The organism is Burkholderia sp. ABCPW 14 (genome assembly GCF_001523835.1).
In the GTDB taxonomy this organism is placed as follows: Bacteria; Pseudomonadota; Gammaproteobacteria; order Burkholderiales; family Burkholderiaceae; genus Burkholderia; species Burkholderia mayonis.
Genome location: NZ_LOVS01000072.1, coordinates 181,613 through 192,395 on the forward strand (window position 1 = coordinate 181,613; position 10,783 = coordinate 192,395).

The window sequence follows — 10,783 nt, forward strand, 5'->3', positions numbered from 1 at the left end:
CGAGGGAACAGAACATGAATGCGGTAGCGAAGAAAAAGGGTTTGGGACGTGGCCTGGAAGCGCTGCTCGGCGGCAGTGCCGACATCACCGAAGCGGTGAAGATCGACGGCGCACCGAACGTGCTCGCGCTCGGTAAACTGCAGGCCGGCAAGTATCAGCCGCGTACCCGAATGGACGAGGGCAGCCTGCAGGAGCTTGCCGCGAGCATTCGCGCGCAGGGCGTGATGCAGCCGATCCTCGTGCGCTCGATTTCATCTGACAAATACGAGATCATCGCGGGCGAACGGCGTTTCCGCGCGGCGCGCCTCGCGGGCCTCGAAGAAGTGCCGGTTCTCGTGAAGGACGTGTCCGACCAGGCCGCCGCCGCGATGGCGCTGATCGAGAACATTCAGCGCGAGGATCTGAATCCGCTCGAAGAGGCGCACGGCATCCAGCGTCTGCTCGACGAATTCAATTTCACGCACGAGCAGGCGGCGGAATCGGTCGGCCGCTCGCGCAGCGCGGTGTCGAATCTGCTGCGCCTTCTGAACCTTGCGATGCCGGTGCAGACGATGCTGCTCGCGGGCGATCTCGACATGGGCCACGCGCGCGCGCTGCTCGCGGTGGATGCCGCGACGCAGATCACGCTCGCGCATCAGGTCGTCAACAAGCGGATGTCGGTGCGTGAGACGGAAAAGCTGGTCACGCACACGACGAAGGCCGAACCGACGGTGAAGGCCCGTGCGAAGGACGACGGCGGCCGCGACACGCGGCGCCTCGAAGAAGAGCTGTCGGATCTGCTCGCGTCGAACGTGAAGATCAAGGTCGGTCGCCGCGGGCGCGGCCAGCTGACGATCGATTTCGGCGACCTCGACGCGCTCGAAGGCATCCTCGCGCGATTGCGCGGCAACGTCACTGCGTAACGCAGGCGTGTCGAATTTGGTCGGAGGCCGTGCGCCGGCGCGCATCATCGCGTTCATTCGGCACGAGCCCGTCCTGTCCATTCTCATCGCGGCGCTGATCGCGCTGCAGTTCGCGCATCCGCAATCGGCGACCGCGCTTGCGCGGCTCGTCGACTGGCAGACAGTCGCGACGCTCGCCGGTCTGTTGATGCTGACGAAGGCGCTCGAGCTGTCGGGCTTCCTGATGTGGCTCGCGCATCGGATCGTTCATCGCGTGCGTTCGGAGCGTGCGCTTGCCGCGTTGCTCGTCATGTTCGCCGCAGCGTTGTCGGTGTGGCTGACGAACGATGTCGCGCTCTTCGTCGTGATTCCGCTCGTGTTGTCGCTGCGCGAGCTGACGCCGCTGCCGTTCAAGCGCCTCGTGATCTATATCGCGCTGGCGGTGAACGCGGGGGCGATCGCGACGCCGCTCGGCAATCCGCAAAACCTGTTTCTGTGGCAATTGAGCGGCGTCTCGTTCGGCCGGTTCGTGATCGCGCTCGGCCCGCTCGCGCTCGTGCTGATGGTGCTGTTGCTCGCCATGACCGCATGCGCATTCGAAGGCCGTCCGCTCGACTTGTCGAAGGACCGCACCGAACGGCCGGTCGATCGCGCGCATGCGTTCGTGACCGTCGCGATGTTCGCAGGCTTCGTGCTGCTCGCGGACGCGCACCATGCGCTCGTCGGCTTGCTCGCGGTCGCGGCGCTCTTTCTGATCGTGAGGCGCGACGCGGTGTTGAAGATCGACTGGCTGCTGCTGCTGATCTTCGTGCTGATGTTCATCGTGCTGCGCAGTGCGGCGGCGCTGCCGGCGGTCCATCGGACGATAGCCGGCATCGGCCTCGACACGCCGCTGCGCACGTATGCGGCGGGCGCGCTGCTGTCGCAAGGTATCAGCAACGTGCCCGCTGCGATCCTGCTGTCGGAGTTCACGCGCGACTGGCGCGCGCTCGCGTTCGGCGTGAGCGTCGGCGGCTTTGGCGTCGCGACCGGCTCGCTCGCCAACCTGATCGCGATCCGGCTGTCGCGGGCGCGCGGGATGTGGCTGCCGTTCCATCTCGTGAGCATTCCGTTCGGCGTCGCGAGCGTCGTGCTCGGCGCGCTCGTGCTGCATCATTTTTGAGCAGCCGAATGCGCCGGATCGGGGCGGGGGAGGGCATGTTTCACGGCGCGCAAGCGATCAAAAAAACTCACCTTACAACTGCCGCCGGACGCCAGAAATTCACGAACTTTTCGCATCATGAAGCGCCGTTTCATACGGATTTTTGTCGCCTCTAAAGCCTTGAATCACCTGCAACTATCGCTTACAATCGCCCGGATTTGTTAGTTAGGCACCCCTGAAAGCTTTCGGAAAGCTTTAGGGCCGAACAGGGATTGAGCGGAAATAACTGCGATGGCGGATCGAGCGCCGGATAAAAGGCACGAAGATCGGCGAGCGCAACGCACCGTTTCGGGAGCCGTCGGGCGGCGCGAATCCGCCGCGGACGACTGGGATGCCGAACAGCAGGAAGTTGATGTCGCTCCGCTCACGCGGGCCGAGGCGGAAGCGCTGTTCGGTCCTGAAGTGAGCCGGCCATCGCGCGTCACGCCTTATCGGGTAGTGATGGCGCAAATGGTCTTGTCCCTGGTTGCAACACTGGCGTGGTGGCTGTTTTCCAAGTCGCCGGGCGCCGCTGCTCAATCGGCATTTTTGGGCGGAGCGATTGGCTGGGTACCGAGTGCGTTGTTCGCGGCGCGTCTGAGGCAAAAAGGCGCGGATACCGTGATGGGCTGGGTGATCGGCGAAGTACTCAAGATGGGCGCGACGATTGCAATGTTCGTTGCCGTCGCGTGGGGGTACCCCGACGCGCATTGGGTGCCGCTGCTCGTCACGTATCTGCTGGTGTTGAAGACGTACTGGATTGCGCTCGCCTGGCGATAAGGCATCAAGTGCCGCGCGTGGATTCGACAGTTCCCGCGTTGGCCCGTTCCCGCAATGAACCATTGCGGCGAAGCGGACATACCGATTTTCGACAATTTGGGTGACATCAACGATTATGGCAGCTAGCGAAGGAACGCGTGCTCTGGATCCGTCCGAGTACATTGCGCACCACTTGCAAAACCTTTCCACCGCGCATCAGACGTCGATCTTCGATATCCACGTCTGGAATCTCGACACGCTGTTCTGGTCGATCGTCTGCGGCATCGTCACCATCCTCATCCTGCGTCTGGCTGCGCGCAAGGCGACGCCGGGCGTGCCGGGGCGCTTCCAGTGCATGATCGAAATGATCGTCGAAATGGTCGAAGACCAGTCGAAGGCGGTCGTTCACGGCAATCGTACCTTTATTGCACCGCTCGCGCTGACCGTGTTCATCTGGGTCGCGCTGATGAACTCGCTCGACTTCCTTCCCGTCGACCTGCCGGGCCGCGTGATCGGTTGGCTGGGCCTGTCGCAAGTCATTTCGCATCATCGCATCGTGCCGACGGCCGATTTGAACGGCACGCTCGGCATCGCGCTCGGCGTGTTCGTGCTGATGATCTACTACAGCCTCAAGATCAAGGGTCCGCGCGGTTTCGCGCACGAGCTCCTGTCGGCCCCGTTCGGTGCGCATCCGCTGCTGTGGATTCCGAACCTTGCGTTGAACATCGTCGAATATGTCGCGAAGACCGTGTCGCTCGGCATGCGGCTGTTCGGCAACATGTACGCGGGTGAGTTGCTGTTCCTGCTGATCGCCCTCCTTGGCAGCATGTGGGGCTTCGGCGCGGACGCATCGGTACTCGGCTTCATCGGTCATGTCCTCGCAGGCAGTATCTGGGCGATCTTCCACATCCTGATTGTTCTGCTGCAAGCGTTCATTTTCATGATGCTGACGCTGGTGTATCTCGGTCAGGCGCACGAGTCGCACTAAGCGTGCCGGACAATCAAGCAAGTTTGTTTTTAGTTTTTTAATTCCAGTTCCAAGTCTTTTCTCAAAGGAGTGATCATGCAAGCTTTCATCGCCAACATCCAAGGTCTGACCGCTATCGGTATCGGTATCATCATCGGCCTGGGTGCAATCGGCGCCTGTATCGGTATCGGCCTGATGGGCGGCAAGTACATCGAAGCTTGCGCACGTCAGCCGGAACTGATCAACCCGCTGCAAACGAAGATGTTCCTGCTGGCTGGTCTGATCGATGCGGCGTTCCTGATTGGCGTGGGTGTGGCCATGCTGTTTGCATTCGCGAACCCGCTCCTGTCGAAGCTCGCGGGCTAAGGGTTCCTCGGAAATACAAATGCGCCAGGCTTGCCGGCGCAGGGCGGAACGGAAAGTGAGCGCGACTCGAAAGCTTTTTTCGGTGCGCTCCTCGTCGTTTCATTTTTCCGGAATAGCAGATTAAGGAAACACCGTGAATCTCAACGCAACCCTGTTTGCGCAAATGGTCGTGTTCCTGATCCTCGCGTGGTTCACGATGAAGTTCGTGTGGCCGCCGTTGATCAACGCCCTCGACGAGCGCTCGAAGAAAATTGCCGACGGCCTCTCGGCTGCGGAAAAGGGGCAGGCGGAACTCGCAGCGGCGCACAAGCGCGTCGACCAGGAACTCGCGCAGGCTCGCAACGAAGGCCAGCAGCGCATTGCCGAGGCTGAAAAGCGCGCGCAGGCGGTCGCCGAAGAAATCAAGGCGAACGCGCAGGCCGAAGCGGCACGCATCATCGCTCAGGCGAAGGCGGATGCCGATCAGCAAATCGTGAAGGCCCGTGAAACGCTGCGTGGCGAAGTCGCCTCGCTGGCCGTGAAGGGCGCCGAGCAGATCCTGAAGCGCGAAGTCGATCATACGGCCCACGCCGAACTGCTGAATCAACTGAAAGCCGAGCTCTGATCATGGCCGAACTTGCAACCATCGCCCGCCCTTACGCAGAAGCGCTGTTCCGCGTGGCCGAGGGTGGTGACATCGCCGCCTGGTCCACGCTCGTGCAAGAGCTGGCACAGGTTGCGCACCTGCCCGAAGTGCTGTCCGTCGCGTCGAGCCCCAAGGTGAGCCGCGCGCAAGTCAGCGAGCTGCTGCTCGCCGCGGTGAAGGCGCCGCTCGCGACCAGCGCGGAAGCGAAGAACTTCGTGGGGATGCTGGTCGAAAATCATCGTATCGCGCTGCTGCCGGAAATCTCCGCGCAGTTCGACGAGCTGAAGAATGCGCGCGAAGGCGCGGCGGATGCGCTGATCGTCAGCGCGTTCCCGCTGGAAGGCGCGCAGCTTGCCGAACTCGTCGAAAACCTCGAGCGCAGGTTCAAGCGCAAGCTGAAGCCGACGATCGAAGTCGACGGGTCGCTGATCGGCGGCGTGCGCGTGACGGTTGGCGACGAAGTGCTCGATACCTCGGTCCGCGCGCGGCTCGCCGGCATGCAGGTGGCTCTGACCGCCTGAGCGCCTACGCGGCCGGCACGCAACAGAATTGAATATCAGGAGCGAATAATGCAACTCAATCCCTCTGAGATCAGCGAGCTGATCAAGAGCCGGATCCAGGGCCTTGAAGCGAGCGCGGACGTTCGCAACCAGGGCACCGTGATCTCCGTGACCGACGGTATCGTGCGCATCCACGGTTTGTCCGACGTGATGCAGGGCGAAATGCTCGAATTCCCGGGCAACACGTTCGGTCTTGCGCTGAACCTTGAGCGCGACTCGGTCGGCGCGGTGATTCTCGGCGAATACGAACACATCTCCGAAGGCGACATCGTCAAGACGACGGGCCGCATTCTCGAAGTCCCGGTCGGTCCGGAACTCGTCGGCCGCGTGGTCGATGCGCTCGGCAATCCGATCGACGGCAAGGGCCCGGTCAACGCGAAGCTGACGGACGCAATCGAAAAGATCGCCCCGGGCGTGATCTGGCGTAAGTCGGTGTCGCAGCCGGTGCAGACGGGCCTGAAGTCGATCGACTCGATGGTGCCGATCGGCCGCGGCCAGCGCGAGCTGATCATCGGCGACCGTCAGTGCGGCAAGACCGCGGTGGCGATCGACGCGATCATCAACCAGAAGGGCAAGGATCTCATCTGTATCTACGTCGCGATCGGCCAGAAGGCTTCGTCGATCATGAACGTGGTGCGCAAGCTCGAAGAAACCGGCGCGCTCGAATACACGATCGTCGTCGCCGCTTCGGCTTCGGAATCGGCCGCGATGCAATACCTCGCGCCGTACGCCGGCTGCACGATGGGCGAATACTTCCGCGATCGCGGTCAGGACGCCCTCATCATCTATGACGATTTGACCAAGCAAGCTTGGGCGTATCGCCAGATCTCGCTGCTGCTGCGCCGCCCGCCGGGCCGCGAAGCGTACCCGGGCGACGTGTTTTATCTGCACTCGCGTCTGCTCGAGCGTGCGGCTCGCGTGTCGGAAGAGTACGTCGAGAAGTTCACGAACGGCGAAGTGAAGGGCAAGAGCGGCTCGCTGACGGCGCTGCCCGTCATCGAAACGCAGGCGGGCGACGTGACCGCGTTCGTTCCGACGAACGTGATCTCGATCACCGACGGCCAGATCTTCCTGGAAACCGACCTGTTCAACGCGGGTATCCGTCCGGCAATCAACGCGGGCGTGTCGGTGTCGCGCGTGGGCGGTGCCGCGCAGACGAAGGTCGTGAAGAAGCTCTCCGGTGGTATCCGTACCGACCTCGCGCAGTACCGTGAACTGGCGGCGTTCGCGCAGTTCGCGTCGGATCTCGATGAAGCGACCCGCAAGCAGCTCGAGCGCGGCCGCCGCGTGACGGAACTGCTGAAGCAGCCGCAGTACCAGCCGCTGCAGGTGTGGGAGCTGGCTGTGTCGCTGTTCGCGGCGAACAACGGCTATCTCGACGACCTCGAAGTCAAGGACGTCCTGCCGTTCGAAAAAGGCCTGCGCGAATATCTGAAGACGAGCCACGCTGACCTCATCAAGCGTATCGAAGACACGAAAGACTTGTCGAAGGACGACGAGAGCGCGCTGCACGCCGCTCTGAAGGACTTCAAGAAGTCGGGTGCCTATTGATCCGCGAGGGACACCTTGAAGTGGTGCGGGTCGCGTAAAGCGCTCGCCCCGCTTCGGTCAAGGAGCAAGCAATGGCTGGAATGAAGGAAATTCGCGGCAAGATCAAGAGCGTGCAGAACACGCGCAAGATCACGAAGGCGATGGAGATGGTGGCTGCATCGAAGATGCGCCGCGCTCAGGAACGCATGCGCGCTGCTCGCCCGTATGCCGACAAGGTCCGCGCCATCGCCGCGCACATGAGCCGCTCGACCCCGGAGTACCGCCACCCGTTCATGGTGGCGAACGATGGCGCGAAGACCGCGGGCATCATCCTCGTCACGACCGACAAGGGTCTGTGCGGCGGTCTGAACACGAACGTGTTGCGTGCGTCGATTCAGAAGTTCAAGGAGCTCGACGACAAGGGCCAGAAGCTCGAAGCCACCGCGATCGGCAGCAAGGGCCTCGGCTTCCTGAACCGTTTCGGCGCGAAGGTGATCTCGCAGGTCGTGCATCTCGGCGACACGCCGCACCTCGACAAGCTGATCGGCGCGGTGAAGGTGCAGCTCGATCTGTATTCGGAAGGCAAGCTGTCGGCCGTTTATCTCGCGTACACGCGCTTCATCAACACGATGAAGCAGGAAGCGGTGATCGAGCAGCTGCTGCCGCTGTCGACCGAACATTTCGACAGCAGCGACGGCATGCCCGCCACGTCGTGGGATTACATCTACGAGCCGGATGCGCAGGCGGTGGTCGACGAACTGCTCGTGCGTTACGTCGAGGCGCTGGTGTACCAGGCCGTCGCGGAAAACATGGCGTCGGAGCAATCGGCGCGGATGGTCGCGATGAAGGCCGCTTCGGATAACGCGAAGACGGTGATCAGCGAGCTTCAACTGTCGTACAACAAGAGTCGTCAGGCAGCGATCACGAAGGAATTGTCGGAGATCGTCGGCGGCGCCGCCGCCGTTTAAGCGGGCGCGCGAGCCGAGACGCTCCTCGCTCGGGCGCCCCTTATCCGGGCGACCCTATCCGGGCGACTCGAAACTGCGCCTTTGCGCGAGTAAAGAATCAGGTATTTAAAGGAAATGCGATGAGTACTACTGCTTTGGTAGAAGGCAAGATCGTACAGTGCATCGGCGCCGTTATCGACGTGGAATTCCCGCGCGACAGCATGCCGAAGATTTACGACGCGCTCATTCTCGACGGCTCGGAACTGACGCTCGAAGTCCAGCAGCAACTGGGCGACGGCGTGGTCCGCACCATCTGTCTGGGTGCATCCGACGGCCTGCGCCGCGGCCTCGTGGTGAAGAACACGGACAAGCCGATCTCGGTGCCGGTCGGCAAGCCGACCCTCGGCCGCATCATGGACGTGCTCGGCCGTCCGATCGACGAGGCAGGCCCGATCGAAAGCGAGCACACGCGTTCGATCCACCAGAAGGCGCCGGCATTCGACGAACTGTCGCCGTCGACCGAACTGCTCGAAACGGGCATCAAGGTCATCGATCTGATCTGTCCGTTCGCGAAGGGCGGCAAGGTCGGTCTGTTCGGCGGTGCGGGCGTCGGCAAGACCGTGAACATGATGGAACTGATCAACAACATCGCGAAGGAGCACGGCGGTTACTCCGTGTTCGCCGGTGTGGGCGAGCGTACCCGCGAAGGGAACGACTTCTATCATGAAATGAAGGACTCGAACGTTCTCGACAAGGTCGCGCTGGTGTACGGCCAGATGAACGAGCCGCCGGGCAACCGTCTGCGCGTCGCGCTGACGGGCCTCACGATGGCCGAGCACTTCCGTGACGAAGGCCTCGACGTGCTGTTCTTCGTCGACAACATCTACCGTTTCACGCTGGCCGGTACCGAAGTGTCCGCACTGCTCGGCCGTATGCCGTCGGCGGTGGGCTATCAGCCGACGCTGGCTGAAGAAATGGGCAAGCTGCAGGAGCGCATCACGTCGACGAAGACGGGCTCGATCACGTCGGTTCAGGCCGTGTACGTCCCTGCGGACGACTTGACCGACCCGTCGCCCGCCACGACCTTCGGCCACCTGGACGCAACGGTCGTGCTGTCGCGTGACATCGCTTCGCTCGGTATCTACCCCGCGGTGGACCCGCTCGACTCGACGTCGCGCCAGATCGACCCGAACGTGATCGGCGAAGAGCACTACTCGATCACGCGCGGCGTTCAGCAGACGCTGCAGCGCTACAAGGAACTGCGCGACATCATCGCGATTCTGGGCATGGACGAACTGTCGCCGGAAGACAAGCTGTCGGTCGCACGTGCGCGTAAGATCCAGCGTTTCCTGTCGCAGCCGTTCCACGTCGCCGAAGTGTTCACGGGTTCGCCGGGCAAGTACGTGCCGCTCAAGGAAACGATCCGTGGCTTCAAGATGATCGTCGACGGCGAGTGCGACCACTTGCCGGAACAGGCGTTCTACATGGTCGGCACGATCGACGAAGCCTTCGAGAAGGCCAAGAAGATCCAGTAAAGGTCGGGTGTAACGCAGCGGGCGCTCGTGTGTCCGCGATGACTGCCGTTTCGGCAGCATGTCGCGGACGGGCGCCCACGTAGTACGCTCAACCGTGCCTTGCATGGGATCGGAGTGAGCGCCGAAGCGCTCACTCCGATCGACCGCCGCGGGGTCGGAGTAAGCGCTGAGGCGCTAACTCTGGCCAACCACGGCATGGGATCGGAGTAAGCGCTAAAGCGCTAACTCCGATCGACCGCCGCGGGGCCAGAGTAAGCGCTAAAGCGCTAACTCTGACCGACCACGGCATGGGATCGGAGTAAGCGCTGAAGCGCTAACTCCGATCGACAGGAGTCGATATGGCAACCATCAAAGTAGACGTCGTCAGCGCGGAAGAGCAGATCTTCTCGGGCCAGGCGAAGTTCGTCGCGCTGCCGGGCGAAGCAGGTGAGCTGGGCATCCTGCCGGGCCACACGCCGCTCATCACGCGGATTCGCCCGGGTGCGGTGCGCATCGAGGCCGAAAGCGGCGACGAAGAGTTCGTGTTCGTCGCGGGCGGCATTCTCGAAGTGCAGCCGGGCGCCGTGACGGTGCTCGCCGACACCGCGATTCGCGGCAAGGATCTCGACGCGGCGAAGGCCGAGGAAGCGAGAAAGCGCGCAGAGGAAACGCTGCAGAACGCGAAGTCGGACCTCGATCTCGCGAAGGCGCAGTCGGAGCTCGCGACCGCAATGGCGCAGCTCGAAGCGATCCAGCGTCTCGCGAAGATCCGCGGCAAGCACTGAAGCGTTCGCGCGCGTCGTCGCGCGCGTTCGATTCGCGCTTTTGCATCGAAAAGGCAGCCTTCGGGCTGCTTTTTTCGTTTGGGATGCGCGCCGTGCCTTGCGGGTAACACTTGATGTCAGCGTGTCGTAAGCGGATGGCAGAATAATTTACAGAAATACGTCCAAAACGATCAAACGTTCCAGAAACGTTCTATTGGCGGAGACACTCTCATGGCAGCAGATTCAGGCGCCGGCGCGCTGATCGCGCCGCAGGACGGGCTATCGTATGTGCGCGGCTCAACCGAGGTCCCATTGAGCGAAGCGACGATCGGGCAGTTTCTGCTCGACACGGTCGCGCGCTTTCCCGAGCGGCCCGCGGTCGTGTTCCGCGAGCAGGGCATCCGCTGGACGTGGCGGGCGTTCGCGCACGAAGTCGACGTGCTCGCGGCCGCGCTGATCGGGCTCGGCATCGAACGGGGCGATCGGGTCGGCATCTGGGCGCCGAATCGCGCCGAATGGCTGCTCACGCAATTCGCGACCGCGCGCATCGGCGCGGTGCTCGTTGTTGATGGCGGCGTAAAACCGCGCTTAAACGGCGGCGCAATGCTGAGTAATTTTCTCAAGTACGCAGGGGCCCTCGGGCCCCTTTGACGTGTTGCGACGGCGGTACCGTTCAGAACGGCGGGTCGG

Annotated in this window: 11 protein-coding genes and 1 pseudogene; all 12 read left to right on the forward strand. The window is 62.6% G+C overall.

From position 1 onward, the window contains the following. Positions 1-14 precede the first annotated feature (14 nt). Positions 15-902 (forward strand): ParB/RepB/Spo0J family partition protein, encoded by an 888-nt coding sequence (locus WS62_RS11510; protein ID WP_066570944.1) that lies wholly within the window; start codon positions 15-17, stop codon positions 900-902. Between the two features lie 7 nt (positions 903-909). Continuing rightward, positions 910-2,043: an SLC13 family permease gene (locus WS62_RS11515; RefSeq protein ID WP_066570945.1), complete on the forward strand. Its 1,134-nt coding sequence runs from the start codon at positions 910-912 to the stop codon at positions 2,041-2,043. 270 nt (positions 2,044-2,313) lie between these two features. Next, positions 2,314-2,841 carry an ATP synthase subunit I gene (locus WS62_RS11520; RefSeq protein WP_066570946.1) on the forward strand — a complete coding sequence of 176 codons (528 nt, stop codon included), beginning with the start codon at positions 2,314-2,316 and terminating at the stop codon, positions 2,839-2,841. A 115-nt stretch (positions 2,842-2,956) separates the two neighbouring features. Then, positions 2,957-3,808: a F0F1 ATP synthase subunit A gene (gene atpB, locus WS62_RS11525; RefSeq protein ID WP_066488872.1), complete on the forward strand. Its 852-nt coding sequence runs from the start codon at positions 2,957-2,959 to the stop codon at positions 3,806-3,808. 75 nt (positions 3,809-3,883) lie between these two features. Continuing rightward, positions 3,884-4,153, forward strand: a complete 270-nt coding sequence (gene atpE, locus WS62_RS11530; protein WP_025990054.1) for a F0F1 ATP synthase subunit C — start codon at positions 3,884-3,886, stop codon at positions 4,151-4,153. A 133-nt stretch (positions 4,154-4,286) separates the two neighbouring features. Next, on the forward strand, positions 4,287-4,757 hold the full coding sequence (locus WS62_RS11535; RefSeq protein ID WP_025990053.1) for a F0F1 ATP synthase subunit B: 471 nt from the start codon (positions 4,287-4,289) through the stop codon (positions 4,755-4,757). A gap of 2 nt (positions 4,758-4,759) precedes the next feature. Then, positions 4,760-5,299, forward strand: a complete 540-nt coding sequence (locus WS62_RS11540; protein ID WP_066570947.1) for a F0F1 ATP synthase subunit delta — start codon at positions 4,760-4,762, stop codon at positions 5,297-5,299. Between the two features lie 48 nt (positions 5,300-5,347). After that, on the forward strand, positions 5,348-6,889 hold the full coding sequence (atpA, locus tag WS62_RS11545) for a F0F1 ATP synthase subunit alpha (protein WP_066488877.1): 1,542 nt from the start codon (positions 5,348-5,350) through the stop codon (positions 6,887-6,889). A gap of 71 nt (positions 6,890-6,960) precedes the next feature. Next, the gene (gene atpG, locus WS62_RS11550; protein ID WP_059597922.1) at positions 6,961-7,836 is read left to right on the forward strand and encodes a F0F1 ATP synthase subunit gamma; all 876 of its coding nucleotides are present in this window, start codon (positions 6,961-6,963) and stop codon (positions 7,834-7,836) included. 119 nt (positions 7,837-7,955) lie between these two features. Beyond that, positions 7,956-9,350 carry a F0F1 ATP synthase subunit beta gene (gene atpD / locus WS62_RS11555; protein WP_066570948.1) on the forward strand — a complete coding sequence of 465 codons (1,395 nt, stop codon included), beginning with the start codon at positions 7,956-7,958 and terminating at the stop codon, positions 9,348-9,350. Positions 9,351-9,688: 338 nt separating this feature from the next. Next, positions 9,689-10,114, forward strand: a complete 426-nt coding sequence (locus tag WS62_RS11560; protein ID WP_059473437.1) for a F0F1 ATP synthase subunit epsilon — start codon at positions 9,689-9,691, stop codon at positions 10,112-10,114. Between the two features lie 210 nt (positions 10,115-10,324). Beyond that, a pseudogene (locus WS62_RS11565) lies at positions 10,325-10,657 on the forward strand (AMP-binding protein); the annotation flags it as partial. Between the last annotated feature and the right edge of the window lie 126 nt (positions 10,658-10,783).

Excerpts from the sequence above, each read along its gene's own strand:
- atpA (WP_066488877.1), top strand. The coding sequence starts at position 5,348 with ATGCAACTCAATCCCTCTGAGATCAGCGAGCTGATCAAGAGCCGGATC.
- WS62_RS11510 (WP_066570944.1), top strand. The coding sequence starts at position 15 with ATGAATGCGGTAGCGAAGAAAAAGGGTTTGGGACGTGGCCTGGAAGCG.
- WS62_RS11560 (WP_059473437.1), top strand. The coding sequence starts at position 9,689 with ATGGCAACCATCAAAGTAGACGTCGTCAGCGCGGAAGAGCAGATCTTC.
- WS62_RS11540 (WP_066570947.1), top strand. The coding sequence starts at position 4,760 with ATGGCCGAACTTGCAACCATCGCCCGCCCTTACGCAGAAGCGCTGTTC.
- atpB (WP_066488872.1), top strand. The coding sequence starts at position 2,957 with ATGGCAGCTAGCGAAGGAACGCGTGCTCTGGATCCGTCCGAGTACATT.
- atpG (WP_059597922.1), top strand. The coding sequence starts at position 6,961 with ATGGCTGGAATGAAGGAAATTCGCGGCAAGATCAAGAGCGTGCAGAAC.
- atpD (WP_066570948.1), top strand. The coding sequence starts at position 7,956 with ATGAGTACTACTGCTTTGGTAGAAGGCAAGATCGTACAGTGCATCGGC.
- atpE (WP_025990054.1), top strand. The coding sequence starts at position 3,884 with ATGCAAGCTTTCATCGCCAACATCCAAGGTCTGACCGCTATCGGTATC.
- WS62_RS11520 (WP_066570946.1), top strand. The coding sequence starts at position 2,314 with ATGGCGGATCGAGCGCCGGATAAAAGGCACGAAGATCGGCGAGCGCAA.